This window comes from Sulfitobacter sp. HNIBRBA3233, from assembly GCF_040149665.1.
GTDB classification, from domain to species: Bacteria; Pseudomonadota; Alphaproteobacteria; order Rhodobacterales; family Rhodobacteraceae; genus Sulfitobacter; species Sulfitobacter marinivivus.
This window is the reverse complement of the sequence record NZ_JBEFLP010000001.1, coordinates 1381472-1406014: the sequence shown is the minus strand read 5'-3', so window position 1 is coordinate 1406014 and position 24543 is coordinate 1381472. Positions and strand designations below refer to the sequence as shown.

Genomic DNA, 24543 nt, shown 5'->3' with positions numbered 1-24543 from the left:
CCAACAGTTACGCCACGTTCTCAAGCTGTGTCTGGGGCGTCACCCCGAGGGCACGGCAGACATCGCGCGTCAGGTCGGGTTTGTTCAGCGTGTAGAAGTGCAGGCTGTCGACGCCTTCCTCGACCAGTTCGCTGCACATTTCGGTGCACAGGGAGGTGGAGAGGAGATCGGTACGACCGTCGCGCTCGGCGGCGCGGTACGCCTCGTCCATCCACGCGGGGATCTTCGTGCCGCAGCCCTCGGCGAAGCGACGCGCGGATTTCCAGTTCGCGATCGGCATGATGCCGGGCACGATCGGCTTGTCGATACCGGCAGCCACGCATTGGTCGCGGAAGCGCAGAAAGCTTTCTGTCTCGAAAAAGAACTGTGTGATGGCCTCGTCCGCGCCGGCGTCGAATTTCCGCTTGAGGTACTGGATATTCGCGTGCTGGCTGGCGGCGTCGGGGTGGCTGTCGGGGTAGGCACCTACGCGGATGGTGAACTTGTCCATCAGCGCCAGCGCCTCGATCAGTTCGACCGAATGGGCAAAGCCGCCCGGATGCGGGGTGAAGCGTTTCTCGCCTGCCGGGGGATCGCCGCGCAGGGCGACGATCTCGGTCACGCCCGCTTCGTGGAAGCCTTCCGCGACCTCGATGGTCTCTTCCATCGTGGCCCCCACACAGGTCAGATGTGCGGAAACCGGCAGCTTCGACGTGCGGCGCAGTGTATGGGCTGCATCCTGTGTAAGATCGCGTGTCGAGCCGCCCGCGCCGTAGGTAACAGAGAAAAAGCGCGGATTGAGCGGCGCAAGCGCCTGGGCCGTATCCCACAGGTTGAACGCCGCATTTACGGTTTTTGGCGGGAAGACTTCGAAAGAGACGGACGGTGCGGTCATGATGAACCCTCGTTGATTTGATCCCTTGTCGCACAGGATGGGATGTGAGACAAATTCATAACTTTCATCTTCAACATGAGTTCCACCTCATATGCATATCGAGTTCCGTCATCTGCGTACCATTCAGGCCATTTATCAGGCCGGGGGGCTCGCACGGGCCGCAGAAATGATGAACATTACCCAATCCGCGCTGAGCCATCAGGTCAAAGGCCTTGAGGATCAGGCGGGGGTGGAGCTTTTCGTGCGGCGTTCGAAACCGCTGAAACTGTCGCCCGCGGGCCAGCGGCTGCTGAAGCTTGCGCAGCAGGTGCTGCCGCAGGTCGAGGCGTTGCAGGAAGAATTCGAGGGACTGCGCGATGGCAGCACCGGGCGGATGCATATCGCCATCGAATGCCACGCCTGTTTCGAATGGCTGTTTCCCGTGCTCGAACAGTTCCGGCGCGGGTTCGCGGAGGTTGACGTGGACATCCGGCCCGGGCTGGCCTTTGACGCGCTTCCCGCCTTGCGGCGCGAGGAAGTCGATCTGGTGATCTCCTCCGACCCCGAGGAGATCGCCGGTGTCGAGTTCATCGAACTGTTCGATTATCGGGCGGTTTTCGTCGCCGCCAGTACCCACCCGCTCGCGGCCAAACCCTTTGTCGAAGCCGATGATTTCCGCGGCGAGACCCTGATTACCTATCCGGTGGAGCGGACCCGTCTGGATGTGTTCAGCCAGCTTCTGATCCCCGCCAAGGTCGAGCCTGCCGTGATCCGGCAGGTTGAGCTGACGGCGGTGATCCTGTTGCTGGTGGCGTCCAATCGCGGCGTGTCGGTCCTGCCGGACTGGGTGGTGCGGGAGGTGAAATATTCGTCCGACTACGTGACCCGACCGCTGACCGCTGAGGGTATCACCCGCAGGCTCTATGCCGCGATCCGCAGCGAGGACCGCGAAAAGCCTTTCGTGCAGGAATTTCTGGCACTTGCGGGCACCGAGGCCCGCAAATTGCAGTCGCTGTGAGCGCCGCGGGTGCGGGATTGAGTTTAAAGGCAAAATGGAAAAGGACCGCCGCGCACCTCCTGCGGAGCGGTCCCCGGTGCGGTATCAGATCAGCTTGACGATGGCCTTGCCGGTGTTGCCGCCTGTCAGCAGCTTCATGAAGGCCTCGGGCGCGTTTTCGAGCCCGTCGGTGATGTCTTCCTGCACCTTGATGCGGCCGTCCGCGATCATCGGGGCTACCGCCTTGTGGAAGTCGCCCATGCGGTCCCAGTGGTTGGAGATGATGAAGCCGTTCACGCTGAGGAAGTTGACGAGGATGGTCCGCCAGAGTTTCGGCGCGGTCAGCGCCCCTTCGCGGGCGTTGGCGCCAAGGCCGCCTTCGTTGTACCATGCGATCATGCCGCAGACGGGGATGCGCCCGTGCGGGTTCATGAGTGGCAGGACGGCTTCGAGGACTTTGCCGCCGACGTTTTCGAAGTAGATGTCGATGCCTTTCGGGCAGGCGTCCTTGAGGGCCGCTTGCAACGATGACGCGTCGTCGTAGGCGCGGTGATCGAGGCAGTCGTCAAAGCCGAAGTGGTCCTTGGCAAGTTTGCATTTGTCCGCGCCGCCGGCGATGCCCACGGTGCGCAAGCCCATCGATTTAGCGACCTGCCCGACCATCGAGCCGACCGGCCCGGTGGCGGCGGCGACGACCAGCGTTTCGCCCTCTTTCGGGCGGCCGTGTTCGGTGAGGCCGAACCAGCCTGTGAGACCCGGCATGCCCAGAACCCCCAGCGCATAGGTGATCGGTGCGGTGTCGGGGTCGATTTTCGTAACCGCCTTGGCGGAAATTGCCGCATGTGTGGCCCAGCCCATGCCGCCCATGACGAAATCGCCTTCCTTGAGGCCATCGGCCTTGGAGGCGATCACTTCGCCCACGCCGGCGCCTTCCATCTTGCCGTCGATCGGCACCGGAGCGGCGTAGGATTTCGCGTCGTCCATGCGTCCGCGCATATAGGGGTCGAGCGACATGTAATGAACACGCACCAGAACCTCGCCGTCCTTCGGCGTCGAGATATCGCCTTCTTCGAGGCGGAAGTTCTCCGGCCGGGGCGCGCCGTCGGGGCGGCTGGCGAGCACGATCTGTTTCATTTTGTCGGACATGGGGTCTCCTCTCGCGATTTTCAGGTTGCGGAACAGCCTCCCGCAGAACGGACATCGCACAGGCGACACGCTGCGTCACCCCCTTGGCTTTCGCTGGTCAAGCGCCTAAGAGGCGATATTCACGAAACAGAAAGGCCCGTGCCATGGTTGGTAGCGCAAACCTCAACATCATGCTGAAATCCGCGCGCAAGGCGGGGCGGGCGCTGGTAAAGGATTTTCGGGAAGTCGAAAACCTGCAGGTGTCGATGAAGGGCGCTGGCGATTTCGTCAGCCGTGCCGATCTGAACGCCGAGAAGATCCTCAAGGAAGAACTGCGCGGCGCGCGTCCGACCTACGGCTGGCTGGCCGAGGAAGGGGGCGGTGAGGATGGGGAGGATCCCACCCGGCGCTGGATCGTCGATCCGCTGGACGGGACCACGAACTTTCTTCACGGGCTGCCGCACTGGGCGATTTCCATTGCCCTCGAACACAAGGGCCAGGTCGTTGCCGGATGCGTCTACGACGCTGCCAAGGACGAGATGTTCTTTGCCGAAAAAGGCGCGGGCGCGTGGATGAACGACAGCCGTCTGCGGGTGTCGAGCCGGTCGAAGATGATCGAATCGATCTTCTCCACCGGGATCCCGTTCGGCGGGCGTGCCGATCTGCCGACAACCTTGCAGGACATCGCGCGGCTTGCGCCTTCCTGTGCGGGGATCCGGCGGTGGGGCTCTGCGGCGCTGGACCTCGCCTATGTGGCGGCGGGCCGCTACGAGGGGTTCTGGGAGCGGCGGTTGAACCCGTGGGACATGGCCGCCGGCCTGATCATCGTGCGCGAGGCAGGCGGTCTGGTCGAGGCGATCAAGCCCGAGGGCAATATTCTGGAGGACGGCGAGGTTATCGCCGCGAACGAGGCTATTTTCCGCAGCTTCGCAAAGGCCGTGCGCGGCTGATCAGGTCCGGTCCGCAATGTGGTTGATCCCGTCCGTCCAGCGGACCGGGTCGTGTTCCCACGTCTTTACACCCTCTATGCAGCCAAGGTTCACCCCGCATTGGGCAGGGTCGGACCGGCGCTGGTGGTAGAGGTAGATGCCGCAGGTCTTGCAGAAATAGTGTTTGGCGGTGTGGGTGCCCCATGAATAGAGGGTGAGGTTCTCCGCGCCTCTGGTCACCCGAAGGCTGGCGGTTGTCGCGGTGACCGCGGCGGCCTGACGGCGTTTGCAGAACGAACAGGTGCAGCGGGCGGCATCCGACAGGCCGCGCGGCAGATCGGCGGTCAGCGCGCAGGCACCGCAGTGGCAGGTGGCGGTGATCTTCATCTACGCTTCACCTTCGGAATGCGGCTGGGCAGGGCGGGATAGCTGGCCTCGGGGTGTGGGGGGTGGCCGTGGTTGGCCTGCCAGAAGCGCGGGCCACCGCGCGCCAGCCAGAGCGGAACGGCCAGCGCCATCCCCGCAACAAAGCCCCCCGCGTGGGCCCAATAGGCAACCCCGCCGGTGCCGGGCACCGATCCGATGCCGCCGACGAACTGCATCGCGAACCACAGGGCCAGCATGATCCATGCAGGGATCGGGAAGATACGGAAAAACACGATGAAGATGATCAGGATATCGACCTTCGCCTTCGGAAACAGCAACAGATACGCCCCCATGACCCCGGCGATCGCGCCGGAGGCCCCCACCGTGGGCACATAGGACGCAGGGTCGGCGACGACGTGGAACAGACCCGCCGCAACCCCGGCGACGAGGTAGAAGCCAAAGTAGCGCAGATGGCCCATCTCGTCCTCGACGTTGTCGCCGAAAATCCAGAGAAACAGCATGTTGCCCGCCAGATGCAGAAACCCGCCGTGCAGGAACGTGGAGGTCACAAGCCCGGACAGGCCGTCGCCCGCCATCACGCGGCGCGGCAGAAGCGCCCAGTCGTAATAGAATTGCCCCAAGGCGCGCTCGTTGTCCGAGATCGGCAGCATGAAGACAAATACCGCGATGTTCAGCGCCATCAGCGCATAGGTGACGAAAGGGATTCGCCCCGAAGGATTGTGATCGCGGATCGGAAACATGCGCCGGAAGGTCGGGCATCCGCCCGCGAGGGTCAAGAGTGCTGCAACGCCGCAGGGACAGTTTGCAGCACCGCGCGAAAAGACCCGACATCCGTTTCGGGACACCGGGTCTTGGGGTGTTCAGCGTGGCGCGCCTGCGATCAGGCGCTGGCCCCCAGAAGGGCCGCGTTGCCCCCCGATGCGGTGGCCTCGACTGCGACACCGACCATAGCGGATCAACTGCGCCTGCCGCGAGGCTGCCTCTTCCGAGGGGCCAAGGCACAGCACCGCGGGGCGGCGCTGCGTCGACAGGCGGTTGCTCTCCCCGGTCGGGCCGGGCAGCGATGTCGTCTACAGCAGGATCTGCGACACCTCATTGGGCAGGGCGGGCAGGCTTGCGGTCTTACCAGCCCCGTCCGGCGCATCCTCGCGGGTATCGGGGCCTTCGAACCGTTCCATGTAGAACGGGCCGCCGACCTTGGGGCCTGTGCCCGACAGCCCTTCGCCGCCGAAAGGCTGGGACGCGACAATGGCGCCAATCTGGTTGCGATTGATATAGATATTGCCGGCATGGATCCACTCGGACATTTCATACAATGCGTCGATCACATCGGCCGCGCGGGGGCCGTAGGCCTGCACCACGATGCCGAAGCCGTCCCAACCGGCCAGCGCGGCCTCGCCCATGACCGCGTCGATCACATCGAGCGACAGACCCAGACGGTCTGCTTCCTTGGCATCCACGTTGAGGCCCATGCCGGCCGCGCGATCCGTATTGCTCAGATCGGCTGTTTCGACCCGCCGCGCAAGCACCTCATCGGGGTCGGCGTAAGCGTTCGCATCAATGCGTGCGCGCAGTATCACGCGCCATCAGAAGTCTCCATGTTACGAGATTTTACTAGCATACCGGAAAGTTTGCAGTCATGTTGCCTCAACATGGGCCAGAGGCCAGTCAAACCGATCAGAGTCGAGAGGATTTCGCAGTGCAAGTTGCTTCCGATCTGGATCGGTTCGATCAAGCGATTCTCACCACTCTGGCCGAGGACGGCAGAATCAGTATCACCGACCTTGCCAAGCGCATCGGTCTGTCCAAATCGCCCACACAGGCGCGGTTGCGGCGGCTTGAAGAGCAGGGGGTGATCATCGGATACCGTGCGATGCTCAATCCCATCCGTCTGGGGCTGGATCACGTCGCCTTTGTCGAGGTCCGGCTGAGCGACACGCGCGAGGCCGCCCTGCAGGCCTTCAACCTTGCCGTGGCACGGGTTCCGCAGATCGAGCAAGCGCATATGATCGCAGGGAATTTCGACTATCTGCTGAAGGTCCGCTGCCGCGACATGACCGACTATCGAAGCGTTCTGGGCGACAGGATATCGACCCTGCCACATGTCGCGTCCACCTCTACCTACGTGGCGATGGAATCGGTCAAGGAAGTGATGCTCACCGACACGATGTGACGGCCCGCTCTTGACCAAGCGTCAGCGCGCGCCATTCTAGAAATTCCCACTGGCCCTTGTTTTGCTGACGGCACAAGCCGTCGCGGCGGACTGTCCGCCCGCTCCGGACGTGGAGGCGGAACTGGATACGCTGATCGCGCAGGCGAACGGTGCCGAAAATTTCACCCAAGGGCGCGAGGCATCCGATGCCATGTGGCGGTTGTGGCTTCGAGCGCCGGACCAGGGCGCACAGGATTTGCTGGACCGTGGTATGCGCCGCCGCGATGTGTTCGATCTGCTGGGCGCCTACGGCGACTTCACCGCGCTGACCGACTACTGCCCGGATTACGCCGAGGGCTGGAACCAGCGCGCATTCGTCAGCTATCTGCGCGAGGATTACGCAGCGGCGCTTGTCGATCTCGACCGCGCCCTGGAGCTGCAGCCGCGCCATGTGGGGGCGCAATCGGGCAGGGGGCTGACGCTGATGCAGATGGGCCGCCTTGCCGAAGCGCGCAAGCAGATGCTGGAAGCGGTCGACAACAACCCGTGGCTGGGAGAGGCGGCTTTGCTGGAACCGGGCCAGCCGCTGGGCCCCGAAGGCGAAGATATCTGACATTTACACCGCACCGCGGACGGGTATGGTGCGCCCATGCCTGCGTGGTGGAATGGTAGACACAGGAGACTTAAAATCTCTAGGCCCGAAGGGGCCGTGCCGGTTCGAGTCCGGCCGCAGGTACCAGCCCGAAGAAACCGGTCGTGCGAGCCTTTTGCGGGTCTCAGCCGCCCGACAGATAATCCGCTGAGACATAGCCCGAGATCCCCGGCGCGTCCGCAAGCGACACCAGACACCAGCGTTGTCCCAGCTCGGTGACGCAGCTCTTTTGGTTGAGGGCGGTGCCGTCCGGCAAGCCGAGAATGACGTTGAACTGAAGGCTTGGCCCCGCGCGCAGTTTCAGAAGCTCGTCCGGGCCCGTCCGCTCGACAAAGACGCGGTCGGTGGCGATGCTGCCGCAGGTGGCCGTCAGGCAAAGAACTGCCAGCATAGAAATGGTTTTTGGGGTCATGCGCGGCCTCTTTCGGTTTTTCGCTAGGTATAAGCCGCGGGCGCGCATTTGGACAGGGAAAAGGCGTGCGGCAAGGGCAGACTGGGCCGTCCGAAACCGTTTGCGGGGCGCCTTCGCCGCGGGGGCGGCGCCCTGCGGAACGTGGCGTTCGACGGGATGCCGGCGCACCGGTATCTGGCGACGCAACCGTCGTTTACCCTGATCTCGGGGCGCTGCACGATCCGCAGCGGAAACGTGGCGCTTGCGCATCTCGCTCATCCTGCACCATATTTTCGATGACGCGACCCTGGCGCATCGCATCTGCTCAGGGGGCGCAATCAGTTGCGGAAACATCGCTGCGGTCCGGCATCCGCCACCGCGTGGCGAGGGGTTCCCGCGCTTCCTGAAGGAGACGAGACACATGCAAGACGACTGCCCGGACATGACGACGCTTGGTGCGTCCATGTCACCCGGCCATCCGCGCCTGACGCGGGTTTGCTCCATCCGGGCCGAGATCGGCCCCGCGACCGAATTCGACACGACCCGGGGAACCGGACGCGCCCTGTTTCCGATCACCGGGGGCGAGGCGGTATCCGCGACATGGCGGGCGAGGATCCTGCCCGGCGGGGCCGATTTTGCCCGCCGCCTCGTCGATGGCACATATGAGGTCGAGGCGCGTTATTTCCTCGAACTCGAAGACGGGACCGTGATGATGGTGCATAACGCCGGACGCATGGTGCCACAGCCCGAAGGCGGCTATTTCGGACGGACCCGCGCGGAGCTTGAAGTGCCCGCCGGCGCGCACGCCGGATACGGCGACATGGTTCTTTTCGGAACCGCATATTCCCCCGTAGCGGATGACAAGAGGGTGTTTATCGAGCTTTGGCACGCCGAAATCTGACGAGCCTTCCGGCGCCACCGCTTTTGTAAATTGAACGGGCGCGGGTGTGCGAATTCTGGCCCGCTGGCCTGCGCAGGCAAAGGGGGCGCACCTGCCGGGAACGATTGCCCCCGGCGCGGTCCCGCAGTTTGGAAATAGCGGTCGCGTTGATGGCCGCTGGTCTAGTCCCGCTTGCCCGCGAACCGCTCCTGCCAGTCTTCGCGCTGCTCGTCCGTGATCTTGGCGAAGAGAACCTCCGGTACCTCGAACGCGTGGCCGGGCGCAAGACGGGCGAGGCCGGCGGGGACGTCTTCGGGCCATCCTTCGTTCTCGACCCCCATGGCCGTCAGCATTTTTGCGGAGGCTTCGGGGATGAAGGGCGCTGCCAAGGTGGCGTAAAGCGGGATGAGGTTCAGGGCCAGACGCACCTGTGCCGCTGCGCGGTCGGGGTCGGTCTTGAAGGTTGTCCATGGCGCTTCGGCTTGCAGGTATTCGTTGCCCGCAGCCCAGATCGCGCGCAATTCGGCGGCGGATTTGCGCACTTCCATCGCTTCCATGGCTGCACCGTAGCGTTTCACCCGTTCCGCCAGATCGGCGATCAGCGCTTCTTCGGCGGGCCCGAATTCTCCGGCCTCGGGCACTGCTTCACCGAATTTCGAGCGGCAGAATTTGGTGATCCGGCTGACGAAATTGCCCAGCACGTCGGCCAGATCCTTGTTCACCGAAGCCTGAAAATTCTCCCATGTGAATTCGGCGTCCTGCGTTTCCGGCGCGTGCGACAACAGCCACCAGCGCCAGTAGTCGGCGGGCAGGATGTCCAGCGCCTGATCCATGAAAACCCCGCGCCCGCGCGAGGTTGAAAACTGGCCACCGTCGTAGTTCAGGTAGTTGAACGACTTGATGTAGTCGACCAGCTTCCACGGCTCGCCGGAGCCCATGATCGTGGCCGGAAAGCTCAGCGTGTGGAACGGCACGTTGTCCTTGCCCATGAACTGGGTGTAGCGCACATCGTCCGCGCCCTTGTCGGTGCGCCACCAGCGGGCCCAGTCGGTGCCCTTGCCCGCATCGACCCATTCCTGCGCACAGGCGATATATTCGATGGGTGCGTCGAACCAGACGTAGAACACCTTGCCCTCCATGCCGGGCCACTGGGCGTCTCCGCGTTTCACCGGCACACCCCAGTTGAGGTCACGGGTGATGCCCCGGTCTTGCAGGCCGTCGCCGTCGGTCAGCCATTTCTTGGCGATCGAGGTGGTCAGCACCGGCCAGTCGGCCTTGGACGCGATCCAGTCCGACAGCTGGTCCTTCATCTGGCTCTGGCGCAGCATCAGGTGCTTGGTTTCGCGCATCTCCAGATCGGTCGCGCCGGAAATGGTCGAGCGCGGATTGATCAGATCCTCGGGATCAAGCTGCTTGGTGCAGTTGTCGCACTGGTCGCCGCGCGCATCCTCGAACCCGCAGTTGGGGCAGGTGCCCTCGACATAGCGGTCGGGCAGGAAGCGGCCGTCGGTCTGGCTGTAGATCTGGCGCTGCTCGACTTCCTCGATCAGGCCCTGATCGGCCAGCGCGCCCGCGAAATGCTGGGTCAGCTTCTTGTTCTGCTCCGACGAGGAGCGCCCGAAGTGATCGAAACTCAGCCCGAAGCGGTCGGCGATGTCGGCCTGTACCGCATACATTTCGGCGCAATAGTCGGCCACGGGCTTGCCCGCCTTGGCGGCAGCCAGTTCGGCGGGCGTGCCGTGTTCGTCCGTTGCACACAGAAACAGAACCTCGTTGCCGCGCAGGCGCTGGAACCGCGCATAGAGATCGGCGGGCAGCTGGCTGCCGACGAGGTTGCCCAGATGCTTGATCCCGTTGATGTAGGGGATCGCCGAAGTGATGAGGTGCCGTGCCATATTCCGCGCCTTTGCTTGTCTGGGCGCGGTTTAGCAGGGGGTCGGGGCAGTGGCTAGTCCCGCCGCGCGTCCTCGCGCAGGCGGCCGGTCAGCCGCCCGATGACGAAGGTGGTGCGCAGGCCGGGGATATAGCGGGTGCGCGGGGCGCCACCGCGCCGGGCACGCATGCGGATCAGGCCAAAGACGATCAGCACCGCGTGGCCTGCCGCCAGCATCGCGAAGAGGGCAGGCGGGCCATAAAGTTCAATCAGCACCGATGCCACATAGGGCGCGGCGATTGCGCCCATCGCGAACCAGAACATCAGAGCCGCGGAGAGCTCGACCCGTTCTTCGGAACTGGCGAAATCATGGGCGTGGGCGGCGGCTACCGAATAGATCGGGAACGTCGTCAGGCCGAACAGCCCCGACGCCAGCATCACCCCCCAATAACCGCTGTCCGACGCGGTGACCGTCACCGCACAGCTGGCGATCGCCGCGACCGACAGCCAGATCAGCACCCAGCGGCGATCGAACTTGTCGGCGAGCCAGCCCACGGGCACCTGCGCGCAGGCCCCGCCGATGACGAATGCCCCCAGAAACCACGCGATCTGGCCCGCGCTCAGCCCGACTTCCTGTCCGTAGATCGGCCCGACCATGCGGAAAGACGCGCTCGACAGCGCGGCAACGATCACGCCCGCCACCGCAAGGGGCGACCGGGTATAGGCCAGCGCCGGACGCAGCCGCGGCGAGGCGGGCGTCTGCGGCTGCTCGACCTTTGTCATGGTGATCGGCAAAAGCGCCGCACAGCACAGGATGGCGAGTAGGTTGTAGGAGATATAGCTCGCGGGTGCCAGAAACCCGATCAGCAGTTGCGCCCCGAGGCTGCCGGTCATGTCGACCATACGGTAGGTGCCCATGGCCCGGCCCCGCGTCTCGTTGGTGACCTTGGATTGCAGCCAAGCCTCGACAACGGTGTAGCAGCCCGCCACGCACAGCCCCGAAGCCATCCGCATCAGCGCCCAGGCGTAGGGATCCACGATCATCATATGCCCGATCAGCCCGATGCTGCCCGATGCGGTGAACGCGGCGAAGGCGCGGCTGTGTCCGACGCTGCCCAGAAGGCGCGGCGCGATCCAGCAACCGATGAAAAAGCCGAAGAAATGCGCCGACCCGAGAAAGCCGATCTCTTGCCGTGAAAATCCCAGCGCCCCGCCCGACAGAACGTCAAGCGGCCCGACACCGCCTGAACTGAGCTGCAATAGGGCGACCGATAGGAAAAGGGCCCCGAAGGAAATCAACATGCGCATCTTCTCTGAATGCGCCGAAGTGATCCGGAAATATAGCCAAAACCGACCCGATTTGTCGCATTGGCTGCAAGATTATCGAAAATCTTCGCGGCGGGGCCAATTCCGCTTGTCGCGCGGGCGCGCGTGGTTAGGTTGGCGCCGCAAATTCAAAGGAGTGCCAGAATGAAGATGAACACATTGGGCCGTACTGGCATAGAGGTTTCCGCGTATTGCCTGGGGTCGATGACATTCGGCACGCAGACCGATGCTTCGGAAGGGCACGCGCAGATCGACCGCGCGCTGGCGGCAGGCATCAATTTCATCGATACCGCAGAGATGTATCCGGTCAACCCGGTCAGCGCGGAAACCATCGGCGGCACCGAAGAGATCATCGGCGACTGGTTCGCCCGCGTCGGCAAACGCGACAGCGTCGTTCTAGCGACCAAACATTCCGGCGAGGGGCTGGAGGCCGTAAGGAACGGGGCCCCGATCACCGCCGATACGATACCGGAAGCGATCGAAGGCTCCCTGCGGCGGCTCAAGACCGACTACATCGATCTCTACCAGTTCCACTGGCCAAACCGGGGCAGCTATATGTTCCGCAAGAACTGGACATATGATCCCTCCGCCCAGAACCGCGCCGAGACGGTCCAGAACATGCACGATTGCCTTGGCGCGTTGCAGCGCGAAGTCGACAAGGGCCGCATCCGCGCCTTCGGGATGAGCAACGAATCCGCCTGGGGCCTGACGCAATGGGCCGAGGCGGCCGAACGCGGCGCGGGGCCGCGCGTGGCGACGGTGCAGAACGAATACTCGCTGATGTGCCGACTGGCCGATACCGACGTGGCCGAGGCGTGCTGCAACGAGGACATCGGCATGCTGAGCTTCTCGCCGCTGGCAGCGGGACTGCTGACGGGCAAGTACCTCGACGGTGCGGTGCCGGAAGGGTCGCGCCTGTCGCTGAACAACGACCTCGGTGGGCGGATGACCGACCGCGCGGGGCCTGCGGCAGCGGCCTATGTCGCCGTGGCCCAAAAGCACGGGCTGGATCCGGTGCATATGGCGCTGGCCTTTGTGCGTGACCGGCCCTTCATGGCATCGGTGATTTTCGGGGCGACGACACTCGACCAGCTTGAGCGTATTCTGAAGGGGCTCGATCTGGACCTCGATGATGACGTGCTGGCCGACCTCGATAAGGCCCATCGCGCCCATCCCATGCCCTACTGATCCACGCGCGCCCGCGCATGAAACGGGCCGGAAAAAAAGCGCCTCTGGGGGATAGAAACCTGCGCGGTCCTCCCCCATGCTGCGGCGAAACAGGAAGGGAAGACCGATATGCCACTTGCCATGAACCGCGAGGTGTTCATCACCTGTGCCGTAACCGGATCGGGGGCCACGCAAGACCGCAGCCACCATGTTCCGCGCTCGCCGCAACAGATCGCCGAGAGCGCCATCGCAGCGGCCAAGGCCGGTGCGGCGGTGGTGCATTGCCACGTGCGTGACCCCGAAACGGGCACGCCCAGCCGCGATCCCGCGCTCTACCGCGAAGTGACCGAGCGCATCCGCGACAGCGACACCGACGTGGTTCTGAACCTGACCGCTGGCATGGGCGGAGATATCGTGTTCGGGGATGTCGAGAACCCGATGGCGTTGAAAGAGGACGCCACGGATATGATCGGCGCGACCGAGCGTCTGGTCCACATCGCCGAGTGCCTGCCGGAAATCTGCACGCTCGATTGCGGCACGATGAACTTTGCCGAAGCCGACTATGTGATGACGAATACGCCGGGGATGCTGACGGCCATGGGCCGGATGATGACCGACCTTGGCGTGAAGCCCGAGATCGAAGCCTTCGATACCGGCCATCTGTGGTACGCCAAGCAACTGGTCAAGGACGGCGTGCTCGACAGTCCGGCACTTGTGCAGCTGTGCATGGGGGTGCCGTGGGGCGCGCCGGACGATCTGAATACCTTCATGGCGATGGTCAACAACGTCCCCGAGGACTGGACCTTCTCGGCCTTTGGTCTGGGGCGCAACCAGATGGCATATGTCGCGGCATCGGTTCTGGCGGGCGGCCACGTGCGCGTGGGGCTCGAGGATAACCTCTGGCTCGAAAAGGGTGTGCTTGCCGAGAACTGGCAGCTTGTGGAAAAGGCACGGGGGATCATCGAGGGGCTGGGGGCGACGCTGATCGGCCCCGAAGAGGTGCGCGCGCGTCTGGGTCTGCAAAAACGGGCCCCGAAGTGAGGGCAGCGGCGGTGTGCGCGGCACTTTTGCTGGCCGCGTGCAACGCGCCGCCGGACAGCGCGGTCGAGACCGGTCCGGGATACCGCGACCGGTCCGTGCCCATCGGCATCACCTCGCGCTACGACGAGGCACGGTTTGCGGGCCTTTGGTACGTCCGCGCCGTATTGCCGGCGCGCGAGGCGTTCGAACAGCTTTCCCTGCGCCAGACTCCGGCGGGGCCCGCGCTGCGGCTCGGGGCGCAGGCCTGCGATGCGGCGGGTGTATGTACCTCGGTTGCACAAACCCTCGAGACACGTGCTGTCGGACCGGGGCAATACATCGTCCGGATGCCCGATGGCCGCCAGCGTGCGATATGGGTCCTGTGGGTTGACGAAGGGTTCCGCACTGCGGTTCTGGGCAATCCCGACGGGACATTCGCGTGGATCATCGACCGTGGTCGCACGGGCGGCGCGGACCGCATCGCCGCGGCGCGCGAGATCCTCGATTTCAACGGATACAAGACGACAGATCTGAAGGTGGTGAAATGACGAAAACGGCTGCGATTATCGGCGGTGGCGTGATCGGCGGCGGCTGGGCCGCGCGCTTCGCTCTCAATGGCTGGCAGGTGCGGATCTACGACCCCGACCCGCAGGCGGAACGCAAGGTGGGCGAGGTGATGGCCAACGCCCGCAGGTCGCTGCCGGGGCTCACGGATCTCGCGCTGCCCGCCGAGGGGGCGATCAGCTTTCACGCCACGATTGCAGAAGCCGTCGCAGGCGCCGACTGGATACAGGAAAGCGTGCCGGAGCGGCTGGATCTGAAACATGGCACTTTTGCGCAGATACAGGCCGCCTGCGGCGAGGGGGCGGTGATCGGATCGTCGACCTCGGGGTTCAAGCCCTCGGAATTGCAGCAGAACGCCACACGGCCGGGCCAGATCATGGTCGCGCATCCGTTCAACCCCGTCTATCTTCTGCCGCTGGTTGAACTGGTTGCGACCGATGCGGTCGACGCTGGCCTCGTCGACACCGCCAAGGAGATCCTGACCGGCATCGGCATGTACCCGCTGCACCTGAAGAAAGAGATCGACGCCCATGTGGCCGACCGCTTCCTCGAAGCGGTCTGGCGCGAGGCGCTGTGGCTGGTCAAGGACGGCATCGCCACCACCGAGGAAATCGACAACGCCATCCGCTACGGCTTTGGCATCCGCTGGGCGCAGATGGGCCTGTTCGAGACCTACCGCGTTGCGGGCGGAGAGGCGGGCATGAAGCATTTCATGGCGCAATTCGGTCCGGCGCTGAAATGGCCATGGACCAAGTTGATGGATGTGCCCGAATTTACCGAGGAATTGGTGGATCTGATCGCGGGACAGTCCGATGCGCAATCGGGCGCCTATTCCATCCGCGCGCTGGAGCGTATCCGCGACAACAATCTCGTGGCGATGATGCGCGGGCTCAAGGCGCAGAACTGGGGCGCGGGCGCGCTGCTGAACGAACAGGAATCGCGGATGCGCGCCGGGACGGTCCACGGCGCCGTCGCCGCCGATCTGCCAGCGGATGCGCCGGTCGAGACCGCCCGCCGCACGGTCCCGCTCGACTGGACCGACTATAACGGCCACATGACCGAAGCGCGGTATTTGCAGGCCTTTGCCGATGCCACGGACCGGTTCATGGCGATCATCGGCTGCGATGCCGACTATATCCGCTCCGGCGGCAGCTATTTCACCGCCGAAACCCACATCCGCCACGTGGACGAAGTGCTCGCAGGGGCGGTGATCACGATCCGCACGCGGGTCATTCTGGGGCAGGGCAAGAAGATGCACCTGTGGCACGAGATGTTCGAGGGGGATCGCCTGCTGGCAACCGGCGAGCATTTCCTTTTGCACGTCAGTCTGGAGACACGCAAACCCACGCCACCGAGCCCGGCAATCGAAGCCGCGCTTGTGCGTTTCGCGGAAGGACACGCAGCCCTTCCTCTGCCCGACGGGCTGGGCCGCGCCATCGGCGCGCCGAGGTGACTGAGGGTCGCGACGTCTGGAATGGGGTGATGCCAGAATGCCGGTGATTCTGCCGCGGGCGCGGCGCGGCGGCCATGCGCATGCCGCCGCAGTGGGCAACACCGGCACGCCGATCTCTTCGGATGCTGCGGAGTCAAGGCCGCGCATCTGCGCTCTGGCGCAAGCGCCGGTTTTGCGGCACTGAACGGCCATGACCCTGCCCGAGCCCGATCTGTGGATCCTTGTCACCCTTGCCGCCGCGATTTTCCAGACGGTGCGCTTCATGCTGCAAAAGGTGCTGGCGACAGCGACCCTGACCGCGGCGGGGGCGACATTCTCGCGGTTCTTGTATTCCGGGCCCTTCATCGCCGTGCTGCTGGCGGTCTACATGACCTCATCCGGTGCCGCCCTGCCGGATCTGGGTCTGCGCTTCTGGGCCTTCGGTCTACTGGGCGGAGTCTCGCAGATTCTCGCCACCGTTTGCGTCGTTGCCCTGTTCAAGGAACGCAATTTCGCAGTCGGCATCACCTTCAAGAAGACGGAAGTGATCCAGACCGTGCTGGTCGGTATTCTGCTGCTGGGTGAAACGGTCAGCGGTGCGGGGCTGGTGGCGATCATGCTGGGGATGGCAGGGCTGTTGCTGTTGTCCGGCGGACAGCAGGCGCGCGGAGTCCACTGGCGCGATTTCAACAACCGCGCCGCGGGGCTGGGGATTGCGTCGGGCGTGCTGTTTGCCTTCTCGGCGGTCAGCTACCGTGCCGCGACACTGGCGCTGGCGTCGGACGATCCGCTGCTGCGCGCGGGCATCACGCTGATGGCCGTCGTCGCGATGCAGACCGTCATCCTGGGCACCTGGCTGCATCTGCGCCAGCGTGGGGAAATCGGCCGCGTCTGGGCGGCGCGGCGGGTCGCCTTCTGGATCGGCATCACGTCGATGGGCGGATCGCTGTGCTGGTTCATCGCCTTTACCCTGCAGAATGCGGCCTACGTCAAGGCTCTGGGGCAGGTAGAACTGATCCTGAGCGTTCTGGCCTCGACACTGTTCTTCCGCGAAACCATCTCCCTGCGCGAGGGGCTGGGCATGGCGATCCTGGTCGCGTCGATCCTGCTGTTGATCCTCGTGATCTAGCCTTTTCGCGCGTAGGGGCCGCGATGGCCTTTCAGGTGCAGGAACAGGCTTTCCTCGTCGCTGTTGCGAAAGAACGGAACCGCCTCGGGCGGGTTGAAATCCCGCGCGCGGGCTTCGACCTCGGCCAGAACGACTTCGGTGATGAAAGGCATGTCAAAGGACCGCGCACGCGACAGCGCAACCCATTGCAAATGGCTCAGCTCGTCGCAGGCGGCCGAGAAATCGTCGGGGTCGGTGGCGATCTCATCCACATCGACCAGAAAGAAACGCGCGTCGAACCGGCGCGGGCGCCCGGGCGGTGTGATCGCGCGGAATACGAACTGAAGCGGCGCGGCGTGGGGCACATGGCCGGTGGCGGCGAAGGTCTGCCAGTCCAGCGGCACATCGCCCTCCCACGTGCCGGGCACGCCGAGGATCAGGCCGGTCTCTTCCCAGAGCTCGCGGATCGCGGCCACGCTGATCGCATGGGCCAGTTCGGAATCGGCGTCTTCGCGCAGGCGTTCGGCGCAGACATCGGGAAGCGACGAGGCAAGCGGGATATCGGCGTCTTCGGCGTCTACCGCGCCGCCCGGAAAGACAAACTTGTTGGGCATGAAGGCGGCTTTGGCGCCGCGCTGACCCATCAGGATCTCAGGGGCATCCATCCGGTTGCGGATCACGATAACGGTCGCCGCGTTGCGGATTGCTGATTTGTCGATGCTCATGCGCGCCTCTCGCCGGTCTCGGTCTCAGGGAGAGGGTGCAAAGCCCCCCATGCCCTTGGCCCATTGGAAGCCGATCAGGGCTCCTTTCAGTCTGGGAAGAAGGTAGAGGGACAAACCGGCAGTGCCAACCGCAAAGATCGTAAACAGCGTGATCGGTTCGGGACGCCACTGGACAAAGACGAAATGCAGCAGCGGCGCCATGAGGTGGCCGACCAGCAGAATCGTCAGATAGGCGGGGCCGTCATCGGCACGGTGATGATGGAATTCCTGTTCGCAGACGGCGCAATGGTCGTGCACCTTCAGATAACCGTGCAAAAGCGGGCCGGCACCGCAATTGGGACACCGGCTGCGCCATCCGCGCAGCATCGCGGGCAGCCGCTGACGTTCGTCGTCGGCGGCGCGGCTTGCGTCATCTTCGCGTGGGTCTGTTGCGGTCTGCGTCATTTTAGGATCCTGCGATGCACTGGGTATCATCTACATGGCGTGCGCGGTGTTGAAAAGTAAGGTGGCGAAATGTCTCGGGACGGATGACGCCACGGCGGGTGCATTTTCTGCGACGGAAACTGCCCGGCGGGTCGTAGAACAAGGGCAAACGGGGCGGAACATCCCCGGAGCGCAACCAGAAAACGGAGAATACCATGCTCAAGGAATCCATCACCGCACTGGCGATCACCGCGGGTCTTGTCGCGACAGCGATGCCCGCCGATGCCCGCGAAGGCGACGACCGTGCGCAGGCGCGTTTCGAACGGCTCGATACCAACGCCGACGGTCAGATCACGGCGGAAGAGCTGACAGCCGCAGCGGCAGAGCGATTCGCCAAGGCGGACGCAAACGGCGACGGTCAGGTCACCCCCGAAGAACTGTCCGCTGCCGCGCAGGCGATGCGCAAGGCACACCTTCTGGAGCGGTTCGACACCGACGGGGATGGCGCCCTGAGCGCTGCCGAGATTGACCGGATGATCGCGCAGGGAAACGAGCGCCGCGCGGACCGTGCGGCGAAGATGTTCGGCCATCTTGATGCCGACCAGAACGGTACGTTGACCGCAGGAGAGATGCAGGGCCGGCGCGATCCCGCCAAGCTGATCTCGCGGCTCGACACCGATGGGAACGGAACGGTAAGTGCCGAGGAATTCGCCAAGATGCGCGGCCATGGCAAAGAGCGCGGCAACCATAAACCGCGCGACTGAACCGTCGCATTGAAAAGGGGATGCGCAGATCCGGCTGCGCATCGCACGCTTCGGGCTGACGGAATACCCTGTGGACACGTTGAACGAAACCGAAGAGGCACGATCGGCGGACGCCGCCTTGCTCGCGCGCTACGCGGCGGGCGACGTGGCGGCGGCGCGGATTCTGTCGGCGCGGTTCGCGCCACGGGTGTATGCCCACGCGCATCGGGTTCTGGGCAACGTGGCCGAAGCCGAAGACGTCACCCAAGAGGCGATGGTGAGGCTGTGGAAACAGGCACCGCGCTGGGAGGCCGGGCGCGCGCAGGCATCGACATGGCTGTACCGTGTCACAGCCAATCTGTGTACGGATCGTTTGCGCCGTGTCCCCGACACGCCTCTGGACACCATCGCCGCCCCCGAGGATCCCGCGCCCTCGGCGGTCGACCGGTTGCAGGCGGCGGCGCGCGAGGATGCCTTGCAGGCGGCGCTCATGCGACTGCCCGAACGGCAGAGACAGGCGGTGGTCCTGCGCCATCTCGAAGGCTTGGCGAATACCGAGATCGCCGAAATACTCGGGATCGGGACCGAGGCCGTCGAGAGCCTGACCGCGCGTGGAAAAAGGGCGTTGTCCGCCGATCTGGCGCAACAACGCGAAGCATTGGGGTATGAAGATGACAGGACCTGACCCATTCGATCTGGAAGACCTTTTGGCGGCGGCCCGCGCGGCACCGCCGCGCCTGTCCGATGCCGCAGCCGCGCGGGTTCTGGATTCTGCGCTTGCCCACCAGCCGCGTGCGGCGCTCTGGCCACGGCTGCTGCGTGCCATCGGCGGGCCGGTGGGCCTTGGCGGGTTGGTCGCGGCAACGGTCGCGGGCGCGTGGATCGGGATCGCGCCGCCGGCCGATAGGCTCGACCCGCTGGCGTTGCTGGATAGGGCGGGGGTTTTGGCGCAGGATCAGGAATTGACGGGGCTCTACAGCCTGTCCTGGGATTTGGAAGAGGGTTAGGCGGATGCAAACAGGCAAAACAAGGTGGCGCTGGATGCCGATTGCGCTGGGCCTTTCACTGGCGCTCAACCTCGCGGTTGCCGCCGCCGTGGGTGGTGCGATGTGGCGGTTCCACGAGGGTGGCGGGCCGCACGGCAGACCGCTGCGCGGCGAGGCGCCCTATCTGTCGGCGCTGGGGCGTGAGGACCGCCGCGAGATCCGTCGCGCGATCAGGCAAGCCCCCGGTGACCGCCGCGCGCAGATGCAGGAAATGTTTTCCCTGCTGCGGGCGGAGCCTTTCGATCCTGCCCCGGTGCGCGCTCTGCTTGAGCGCCAGCGTGAATCATTGCTCCAGCGCCAGGATCTGACGAGCGCGGCATGGCTGGCCCGCATTTCCCGCATGAGCGATGACGAAAGGCGGGCCTATGTCCAGCGGCTGGAGGAGATGATGGAGCTGCGCGCAAACCGCAGAAAGATCGACGACCGCTAGGTTCGGCGCGCACGCTGCGCGTCATTTTGGGGCAGGTGCCGGTGCGGCGGTTTTCTGGCGGACCCGCCGGTTCATCGCGACCGTGGTGCCCGTATGTGCCGCATCGGCCTCAGGCGCTTCAGGCCGCGGGCCGTCGCAGCGGTGCGCTGAGCGCGATCTGGTTGCGGCCGTTCACCTTTGCCGCGTAAAGCGCCTTGTCCGCACTGTCGAGGATTTCGTCCACGGCCGGACAGCGCGCGGTCTTTCCGTCGAAGGTATGCGTCGACAGGCCCATGCTCATCGTGACGGTAATGGGCGCGCGTGCGCCGGGAATCGCAAAGCTGCGGTTGCCGATCTGCGCGCGCAGCCGTTCGGCGATCCGGTGCGCGGTTTCAGGCTCTGATCCGGGCAGGACCATGAGGAACTCTTCTCCGCCGATGCGGGCGATCATGTCGACCCCCCTCAGCGTGTCGCGCAGCCGCTGCGCGGTTTCGACCAGCACGGCGTCGCCGGAGGCATGACCATAGGCATCGTTGATCTGTTTGAAGTGATCCATATCCCCCAGAATGACCGCAAAGGCACGTTCCGAACGCAGGCTCATGTCGCGGATGCGCGCCAGATGAGGCATCGCGAAGCGGCGGTTGTAGAGCCCGGTCAGCGGGTCGTGCACGACTTCCTGAAGGCCGGTGCGCACGTTCTGGTGGACGCGTTCCATCTGCGCCTTGTGCCGCAACAGCACCTTCAGCCGCAAGGCCAGTTCGCGGCTTTCGAAGCCGTTGACCATCACGTCATCGGCCCCGAGGTCCAGCGCCGTTGTCGCGCGCTGCACGTCCTCTTTCTGCTGCACGGTCAGAACGCCGATGTGTCGGGTCACCGTGCTGGCCCGCAGGGCCGAGATCAGGCGCAGGCAGTCGTCGCCCGATCCGCCATTGGCGGGCAGGGCGAGGACGATCGCGTCCGTAGGCGCCCCCGCGTGCAGGACCGCCATCGCTTCTTTCAGGGGGGTGATGGTGAAGCTGCTTTTCATGTTGTGGTGCAGGTCGCGTACCCAGCATTTGAGCGTGCGCGCATCCTCCCCCACCAGCATCACATGGCCGGGACGCACGAATTCCGCCGTCGGCTCGGCGAGGCCGAGCGCGCAAGTGGTTTCGTCGCGGACCTGAAATTCGGCCAGCGTGTTGTTCGCGCGGATCAGGCTGCGCACGCGTCCCAACAGCAGTGTTTCATCCAGCGGGCGCTGCATCACGTCCGAAGCACCGCCCGCCAGAATATCGAGCCGCGTCGCCGCGTCGCCCGCGTTGCCGACCGCAAGCACCGGGATCTGCGCAAGCCGGGGTTGTTGCCGGATGCGCCTGCACAGGTCGATTGAGCTGCCATCGGGCAGCGACAGGGCGGTCACGATCAGATCCAGCGGGGTCGATCTGGCGCACAGGATCGCTTCTTCTACCGAGGCGGCCTGCAGGACATCGTAGAAGGCGCCGGCGAGCTTGACCTTCAGCACAATACGATTTGTGCTTATCGCGTCGACCACGAGTATCTTACCCAGCACCTCAGCCCCTTTCGTAACGCGATCATGAGAATGCTTTAGTTCTGCGCTGATTTGGTTAACAAAGCGTTGAGATATGTATCGGAGTCGGAGAGACCCATGGCGAAACAGGATCAGGGCGCGGAAACGATTGCTTTGCAGGCACTTGGCTGGCTTGTCGCCAATGACGATCTTCTGCCGGTTTTTCTGGGTGCCACGGGCGCAAGCGAGGCCGATCTGCGCAGCTCGGCCGGGTCACCGGCCTTCCTTGCCGCAGTGCTCGATTTTCTGCTGATGGACGATGCATGGATCATTGCCTGCGCCGATGACATCGCGATCGCGCCAGAGCGGCTGGCCGAAGCGCGCCGCGCCCTTCCGGGCGGCGAAGGAGTGCACTGGACATGAGTGCGCAGACGACCACCGCGCACCCCGTCGCGGGGATCTGTTTCGACAAGGACGGCACGCTTTTCGATTTCGCAGCGACATGGGAAAGCTGGGCGAAATCCTTTCTGCTCAGGGCGACCCAAAACGACCGGGAACGCGCGCAGGCCATAGGAGAGACCATCGGGTTCGACCTCGCCGCAGAAAAATTCGCCCGCGACAGCATCGTCATCGCGGGCACGCCCGGAGAGGTCTGCGCGGCCTTGCTGCCCTCCTTTCCCGACCTCTCCCATGACGCGCTGCTGGCGATGCTGGACGAAGAGGCGATCAAGGCGCCGCAGGTGCCTGCCATCCCGCTCAAACCTTTCCTGACAGGGCTGCGGGAGCGCGGCCTGAAGCTGGGCGTCGCCACCAACGACAGCGAAGCACCCGCGCGCGCCCATCTGGCCGAGGCGGGCGTGACAGCCCTGTTCGATTTCATTGTCGGATACGACAGCGGCCACGGGGGCAAACCCGCGCCCGGCCAGCTTCTGGCCTTTGCCGCGCGGATGGATCTGGATCCGGCGTCGGTTGTCATGGTCGGCGACAGCACCCACGACCTGCGGGCGGGGCGCGCGGCGGGAATGCGCACGGTCGCCGTGCTGACCGGTGCCGCCACGGCAGATGTGCTGCGCCCCCTGGCCGATCTGGTTCTCGATGACATCGGCCAGATCCCCGCGTGGCTGGATACGCTCTGACAGCGGGGCGGGCACAAATACGACAAGCTCTGTCGTGATTGGCGCGGATGAAAGCGGGATGATCGGGCCTGCTGTGTAAAACAGCAAGGACGCGACCATGACCGTGGACACCAGACGCAAGACTCGCAGCGGCGGCCGTGAAGGCGCCCGCACACGGCGCGGAACCGCGGTGATCGAGCAGATGCCATGGTGCCCTCCGGTCAACACCGACCGTCCGACCGAGCCTCTGGGCCCGGAAGGCGTGGCCGCGATCCACGACGGGGCCATGCGTATTCTCGAGGAAATCGGGATCGAGATCCTGAACCCCGAAGCCCTGAAAATCCTCAAGGACGCGGGCTGCGCTACGTCGGGCGAGAATGTGCGCATGGGCCGGGACATGGTCATGGAATACGTGGCGCTGGCCCCGCATGAATTCACGCTGACCCCACGCAACGCGGACCGCAGGATTACGATCGGGGGCAGGAACCTCGTTTTCGGCAACGTGTCCTCGCCGCCGAACTACTGGGATATGTCGCTCGGGCGCAAGGTGCCGGGCACGCGGGCGCAATGTCAGGATCTGCTGCGGCTGACCCAGTATTTCAACTGCATCCACTTCGCGGGCGGCTATCCGGTCGAGCCGGTCGATATCCACGCGTCGGTGCGTCACCTCGATGTTCTGTTCGACAAGCTGACACTGACCGACAAGGCGATGCATGCCTATAGCCTCGGTGCGGAGCGGGTCGAGGACGTGATGGAAATGGTGCGGATCGCGGGAGGTCTGACGCACGAGGAATTCGACGCCACCCCGCGCATGTACACAAACATCAACTCCACCTCGCCGCTGAAACACGACCAGCCGATGCTGGATGGCTGGATGCGGCTGGCGCGGCGCGGTCAGGGGCTGGTGGTGACACCGTTCACCCTGGCCGGGGCGATGGCACCGGTGACCATGGCGGGCGCCGTCGCGCAATCGCTGGCCGAGGCGCTGATCGCCGTCGTTCTGGCGCAGATCATCCGCCCCGGATGCCCGGTGGCCATCGGGACATTCACGTCGAACGTGGACATGAAAACCGGAGCACCGGCCTTCGGGACACCGGAATACATGCGCGCCACCCAGATGACGGGCCAGTTGTGCCGCTTCTACGGATTGCCAATGCGCTCGTCGGGGGTCTGCGCGGCGAATGTCCCGGACGGACAGGCGATGTGGGAGACATCCAACAGCCTCTGGGCCGCTGTGCAATCGGGGACCAACATGGTCTATCACGCGGCGGGATGGCTTGAGGGCGGCCTGATCGCCAGCCCCGAAAAGTTCATCATGGATTGCGAGGTGCTCCAGCAGATCCAGCGGTACATGCAGCCGGAAATCTGCGCCACCGGCCCCGATGAGATTGCGCTCGACGCGATCAAATCGGTCGGCAATCAGGGCCATTTCTTTGGCATCCAGCACACGCAGGACCGCTATACCACCGCCTTCTACCAGCCGTTTCTGAGCGACTGGACCAACTACGAGGGCTGGGAGGTCGCGGGGGGCGTCTGGACGCAGGAACGCGCGCACCACATGTTCCGCGAGATCGTCGCCTCTTTCGAACCGCCGCCGATGGACGAGGCGATCCGCGAAGAGCTTTGTGCCTTCGTAGCCCGGCGCAAGGACGAGGGTGGCGCGCCAACGGATTTTTAACCAGTTTTCCGCTGCGCCGGCCCTGTTTAGGGCGCTGTTAA

28 protein-coding genes and 1 tRNA gene are annotated in these 24543 nt (G+C 64.5%); 18 read left to right on the top strand and 11 right to left on the bottom strand.

All coding sequences use genetic code 11. From position 1 onward, the window contains the following. Window positions 1-7: 7 nt before the first annotated feature. Complete coding sequence (gene metF, locus ABMC89_RS06720; RefSeq protein ID WP_349566479.1) at window positions 8-874, bottom strand: methylenetetrahydrofolate reductase [NAD(P)H]; 867 nt, start codon at window positions 872-874, stop codon at window positions 8-10. 91 nt (window positions 875-965) lie between these two features. On the opposite strand from metF, the gene ABMC89_RS06715 reads away from it, so the two are divergent. After that, the gene (locus ABMC89_RS06715) at window positions 966-1871 is read left to right on the top strand and encodes a LysR family transcriptional regulator (protein WP_349566477.1); all 906 of its coding nucleotides are present in this window, start codon (window positions 966-968) and stop codon (window positions 1869-1871) included. A gap of 84 nt (window positions 1872-1955) precedes the next feature. On the opposite strand, the gene curA is transcribed toward ABMC89_RS06715, so the two are convergent. Then, the gene (curA, locus tag ABMC89_RS06710; RefSeq protein WP_349566475.1) at window positions 1956-2996 is read right to left on the bottom strand and encodes an NADPH-dependent curcumin/dihydrocurcumin reductase; all 1041 of its coding nucleotides are present in this window, start codon (window positions 2994-2996) and stop codon (window positions 1956-1958) included. Between the two features lie 143 nt (window positions 2997-3139). On the opposite strand from curA, the gene ABMC89_RS06705 reads away from it, so the two are divergent. Next, window positions 3140-3925: an inositol monophosphatase family protein gene (locus tag ABMC89_RS06705; RefSeq protein WP_349566473.1), complete on the top strand. Its 786-nt coding sequence runs from the start codon at window positions 3140-3142 to the stop codon at window positions 3923-3925. On the opposite strand, the gene ABMC89_RS06700 is transcribed toward ABMC89_RS06705, so the two are convergent. From ABMC89_RS06700 to ABMC89_RS19065, 3 genes are all read right to left on the bottom strand, one after another. Next, window positions 3926-4291 carry a GFA family protein gene (locus ABMC89_RS06700; protein WP_349566471.1) on the bottom strand — a complete coding sequence of 122 codons (366 nt, stop codon included), beginning with the start codon at window positions 4289-4291 and terminating at the stop codon, window positions 3926-3928. It lies immediately after the preceding gene. Then, window positions 4288-5031: a rhomboid family intramembrane serine protease gene (locus ABMC89_RS06695; protein WP_349566469.1), complete on the bottom strand. Its 744-nt coding sequence runs from the start codon at window positions 5029-5031 to the stop codon at window positions 4288-4290. The genes ABMC89_RS06700 and ABMC89_RS06695 overlap by 4 nt, the downstream gene beginning before the upstream one ends. A gap of 330 nt (window positions 5032-5361) precedes the next feature. Beyond that, window positions 5362-5871, bottom strand: coding sequence for a proline dehydrogenase family protein (locus ABMC89_RS19065; protein ID WP_439655640.1), 510 nt, complete (start codon window positions 5869-5871; stop codon window positions 5362-5364). 119 nt (window positions 5872-5990) lie between these two features. On the opposite strand from ABMC89_RS19065, the gene ABMC89_RS06680 reads away from it, so the two are divergent. The 3 genes from ABMC89_RS06680 (at window position 5991) to ABMC89_RS06670 (ending at window position 7182) form a co-directional block, all read left to right on the top strand. Then, complete coding sequence (locus ABMC89_RS06680) at window positions 5991-6464, top strand: Lrp/AsnC family transcriptional regulator (RefSeq protein ID WP_349566467.1); 474 nt, start codon at window positions 5991-5993, stop codon at window positions 6462-6464. Between the two features lie 61 nt (window positions 6465-6525). Further along, window positions 6526-7056, top strand: coding sequence for a tetratricopeptide repeat protein (locus ABMC89_RS06675; protein WP_349566465.1), 531 nt, complete (start codon window positions 6526-6528; stop codon window positions 7054-7056). Window positions 7057-7094: 38 nt separating this feature from the next. Then, window positions 7095-7182: transfer RNA gene (locus ABMC89_RS06670), tRNA-Leu, on the top strand. A gap of 37 nt (window positions 7183-7219) precedes the next feature. On the opposite strand, the gene ABMC89_RS06665 is transcribed toward ABMC89_RS06670, so the two are convergent. Continuing rightward, a complete protein-coding gene (locus ABMC89_RS06665; protein WP_349566463.1) occupies window positions 7220-7486 on the bottom strand; it encodes an SH3 domain-containing protein in 267 nt (88 codons plus the stop codon). 421 nt (window positions 7487-7907) lie between these two features. Here ABMC89_RS06665 and ABMC89_RS06660 point away from each other — a divergent pair, with 421 nt between their 5' ends. Continuing rightward, entirely contained in the window at window positions 7908-8387 is a 480-nt protein-coding gene (locus ABMC89_RS06660; protein WP_349566461.1) for a DUF3237 family protein, read from the top strand. 161 nt (window positions 8388-8548) lie between these two features. Here the strand turns inward: ABMC89_RS06660 and metG are convergent, their stop codons facing one another. Further along, complete coding sequence (metG, locus tag ABMC89_RS06655; protein WP_349566459.1) at window positions 8549-10261, bottom strand: methionine--tRNA ligase; 1713 nt, start codon at window positions 10259-10261, stop codon at window positions 8549-8551. 53 nt (window positions 10262-10314) lie between these two features. Continuing rightward, window positions 10315-11547: an MFS transporter gene (locus tag ABMC89_RS06650; RefSeq protein WP_349566457.1), complete on the bottom strand. Its 1233-nt coding sequence runs from the start codon at window positions 11545-11547 to the stop codon at window positions 10315-10317. A gap of 162 nt (window positions 11548-11709) precedes the next feature. On the opposite strand from ABMC89_RS06650, the gene ABMC89_RS06645 reads away from it, so the two are divergent. The 5 genes from ABMC89_RS06645 (at window position 11710) to ABMC89_RS06625 (ending at window position 16877) form a co-directional block, all read left to right on the top strand. Then, window positions 11710-12753, top strand: a complete 1044-nt coding sequence (locus tag ABMC89_RS06645; RefSeq protein WP_349566455.1) for an aldo/keto reductase — start codon at window positions 11710-11712, stop codon at window positions 12751-12753. Between the two features lie 108 nt (window positions 12754-12861). Next, window positions 12862-13773: a 3-dehydrocarnitine:acetyl-CoA trimethylamine transferase BcoG gene (gene bcoG / locus ABMC89_RS06640; protein ID WP_349566453.1), complete on the top strand. Its 912-nt coding sequence runs from the start codon at window positions 12862-12864 to the stop codon at window positions 13771-13773. Between the two features lie 11 nt (window positions 13774-13784). Further along, window positions 13785-14300: a lipocalin/fatty acid-binding family protein gene (locus ABMC89_RS06635; RefSeq protein ID WP_349566451.1), complete on the top strand. Its 516-nt coding sequence runs from the start codon at window positions 13785-13787 to the stop codon at window positions 14298-14300. Then, window positions 14297-15769 (top strand): carnitine 3-dehydrogenase, encoded by a 1473-nt coding sequence (locus tag ABMC89_RS06630; RefSeq protein ID WP_349566449.1) that lies wholly within the window; start codon window positions 14297-14299, stop codon window positions 15767-15769. The genes ABMC89_RS06635 and ABMC89_RS06630 overlap by 4 nt, the downstream gene beginning before the upstream one ends. A gap of 190 nt (window positions 15770-15959) precedes the next feature. Then, on the top strand, window positions 15960-16877 hold the full coding sequence (locus ABMC89_RS06625; protein WP_349566447.1) for an EamA family transporter: 918 nt from the start codon (window positions 15960-15962) through the stop codon (window positions 16875-16877). Here ABMC89_RS06625 and ABMC89_RS06620 read toward each other — a convergent pair. Together ABMC89_RS06620 and ABMC89_RS06615 are read right to left on the bottom strand one after the other, a co-directional pair. After that, window positions 16874-17581, bottom strand: coding sequence for an NUDIX hydrolase (locus ABMC89_RS06620; protein ID WP_349566445.1), 708 nt, complete (start codon window positions 17579-17581; stop codon window positions 16874-16876). The genes ABMC89_RS06625 and ABMC89_RS06620 overlap by 4 nt on opposite strands. 24 nt (window positions 17582-17605) lie before the next feature. After that, complete coding sequence (locus tag ABMC89_RS06615; RefSeq protein ID WP_439655639.1) at window positions 17606-18025, bottom strand: DUF983 domain-containing protein; 420 nt, start codon at window positions 18023-18025, stop codon at window positions 17606-17608. 194 nt (window positions 18026-18219) lie between these two features. Here ABMC89_RS06615 and ABMC89_RS06610 point away from each other — a divergent pair, with 194 nt between their 5' ends. The 4 genes from ABMC89_RS06610 (at window position 18220) to ABMC89_RS06595 (ending at window position 20223) form a co-directional block, all read left to right on the top strand. Further along, window positions 18220-18768 (top strand): EF-hand domain-containing protein, encoded by a 549-nt coding sequence (locus tag ABMC89_RS06610; protein WP_349566443.1) that lies wholly within the window; start codon window positions 18220-18222, stop codon window positions 18766-18768. Window positions 18769-18838: 70 nt separating this feature from the next. Continuing rightward, window positions 18839-19432 carry an RNA polymerase sigma factor gene (locus ABMC89_RS06605; RefSeq protein WP_349566441.1) on the top strand — a complete coding sequence of 198 codons (594 nt, stop codon included), beginning with the start codon at window positions 18839-18841 and terminating at the stop codon, window positions 19430-19432. Continuing rightward, window positions 19419-19754, top strand: coding sequence for a hypothetical protein (locus tag ABMC89_RS06600; RefSeq protein WP_349566439.1), 336 nt, complete (start codon window positions 19419-19421; stop codon window positions 19752-19754). The genes ABMC89_RS06605 and ABMC89_RS06600 overlap by 14 nt, the downstream gene beginning before the upstream one ends. Window positions 19755-19788: 34 nt before the next feature. After that, a complete protein-coding gene (locus tag ABMC89_RS06595; RefSeq protein WP_349566437.1) occupies window positions 19789-20223 on the top strand; it encodes a periplasmic heavy metal sensor in 435 nt (144 codons plus the stop codon). 118 nt (window positions 20224-20341) lie between these two features. Here ABMC89_RS06595 and ABMC89_RS06590 read toward each other — a convergent pair whose 3' ends face one another. Beyond that, window positions 20342-21751 carry a diguanylate cyclase gene (locus tag ABMC89_RS06590; RefSeq protein ID WP_349566435.1) on the bottom strand — a complete coding sequence of 470 codons (1410 nt, stop codon included), beginning with the start codon at window positions 21749-21751 and terminating at the stop codon, window positions 20342-20344. Between the two features lie 96 nt (window positions 21752-21847). Here ABMC89_RS06590 and ABMC89_RS06585 point away from each other — a divergent pair, with 96 nt between their 5' ends. The 3 genes from ABMC89_RS06585 to ABMC89_RS06575 all read left to right on the top strand — a co-directional run bounded on the left by ABMC89_RS06585 (window position 21848) and on the right by ABMC89_RS06575 (window position 24502). Then, entirely contained in the window at window positions 21848-22132 is a 285-nt protein-coding gene (locus ABMC89_RS06585) for a DUF3572 domain-containing protein (RefSeq protein ID WP_349566433.1), read from the top strand. After that, a complete protein-coding gene (locus ABMC89_RS06580; RefSeq protein WP_349566431.1) occupies window positions 22129-22845 on the top strand; it encodes an HAD family hydrolase in 717 nt (238 codons plus the stop codon). The genes ABMC89_RS06585 and ABMC89_RS06580 overlap by 4 nt, the downstream gene beginning before the upstream one ends. Before the next feature lie 97 nt (window positions 22846-22942). Next, a complete protein-coding gene (locus ABMC89_RS06575) occupies window positions 22943-24502 on the top strand; it encodes a trimethylamine methyltransferase family protein (RefSeq protein WP_349566429.1) in 1560 nt (519 codons plus the stop codon). Window positions 24503-24543 lie beyond the last annotated feature (41 nt).

Excerpts from the sequence above, each read along its gene's own strand:
- metF (WP_349566479.1), bottom strand. The coding sequence starts at position 874 with ATGACCGCACCGTCCGTCTCTTTCGAAGTCTTCCCGCCAAAAACCGTA.
- ABMC89_RS06715 (WP_349566477.1), top strand. The coding sequence starts at position 966 with ATGCATATCGAGTTCCGTCATCTGCGTACCATTCAGGCCATTTATCAG.
- curA (WP_349566475.1), bottom strand. The coding sequence starts at position 2,996 with ATGTCCGACAAAATGAAACAGATCGTGCTCGCCAGCCGCCCCGACGGC.
- ABMC89_RS06705 (WP_349566473.1), top strand. The coding sequence starts at position 3,140 with ATGGTTGGTAGCGCAAACCTCAACATCATGCTGAAATCCGCGCGCAAG.
- ABMC89_RS06700 (WP_349566471.1), bottom strand. The coding sequence starts at position 4,291 with ATGAAGATCACCGCCACCTGCCACTGCGGTGCCTGCGCGCTGACCGCC.
- ABMC89_RS06695 (WP_349566469.1), bottom strand. The coding sequence starts at position 5,031 with ATGTTTCCGATCCGCGATCACAATCCTTCGGGGCGAATCCCTTTCGTC.
- ABMC89_RS06665 (WP_349566463.1), bottom strand. The coding sequence starts at position 7,486 with ATGCTGGCAGTTCTTTGCCTGACGGCCACCTGCGGCAGCATCGCCACC.
- ABMC89_RS06660 (WP_349566461.1), top strand. The coding sequence starts at position 7,908 with ATGCAAGACGACTGCCCGGACATGACGACGCTTGGTGCGTCCATGTCA.
- metG (WP_349566459.1), bottom strand. The coding sequence starts at position 10,261 with ATGGCACGGCACCTCATCACTTCGGCGATCCCCTACATCAACGGGATC.
- ABMC89_RS06650 (WP_349566457.1), bottom strand. The coding sequence starts at position 11,547 with ATGCGCATGTTGATTTCCTTCGGGGCCCTTTTCCTATCGGTCGCCCTA.
- ABMC89_RS06645 (WP_349566455.1), top strand. The coding sequence starts at position 11,710 with ATGAAGATGAACACATTGGGCCGTACTGGCATAGAGGTTTCCGCGTAT.
- bcoG (WP_349566453.1), top strand. The coding sequence starts at position 12,862 with ATGCCACTTGCCATGAACCGCGAGGTGTTCATCACCTGTGCCGTAACC.
- ABMC89_RS06630 (WP_349566449.1), top strand. The coding sequence starts at position 14,297 with ATGACGAAAACGGCTGCGATTATCGGCGGTGGCGTGATCGGCGGCGGC.
- ABMC89_RS06625 (WP_349566447.1), top strand. The coding sequence starts at position 15,960 with ATGACCCTGCCCGAGCCCGATCTGTGGATCCTTGTCACCCTTGCCGCC.
- ABMC89_RS06620 (WP_349566445.1), bottom strand. The coding sequence starts at position 17,581 with ATGAGCATCGACAAATCAGCAATCCGCAACGCGGCGACCGTTATCGTG.
- ABMC89_RS06615 (WP_439655639.1), bottom strand. The coding sequence starts at position 18,025 with ATGACGCAGACCGCAACAGACCCACGCGAAGATGACGCAAGCCGCGCC.
- ABMC89_RS06610 (WP_349566443.1), top strand. The coding sequence starts at position 18,220 with ATGCTCAAGGAATCCATCACCGCACTGGCGATCACCGCGGGTCTTGTC.
- ABMC89_RS06600 (WP_349566439.1), top strand. The coding sequence starts at position 19,419 with ATGACAGGACCTGACCCATTCGATCTGGAAGACCTTTTGGCGGCGGCC.
- ABMC89_RS06595 (WP_349566437.1), top strand. The coding sequence starts at position 19,789 with ATGCCGATTGCGCTGGGCCTTTCACTGGCGCTCAACCTCGCGGTTGCC.
- ABMC89_RS06585 (WP_349566433.1), top strand. The coding sequence starts at position 21,848 with ATGGCGAAACAGGATCAGGGCGCGGAAACGATTGCTTTGCAGGCACTT.
- ABMC89_RS06580 (WP_349566431.1), top strand. The coding sequence starts at position 22,129 with ATGAGTGCGCAGACGACCACCGCGCACCCCGTCGCGGGGATCTGTTTC.
- ABMC89_RS06575 (WP_349566429.1), top strand. The coding sequence starts at position 22,943 with ATGACCGTGGACACCAGACGCAAGACTCGCAGCGGCGGCCGTGAAGGC.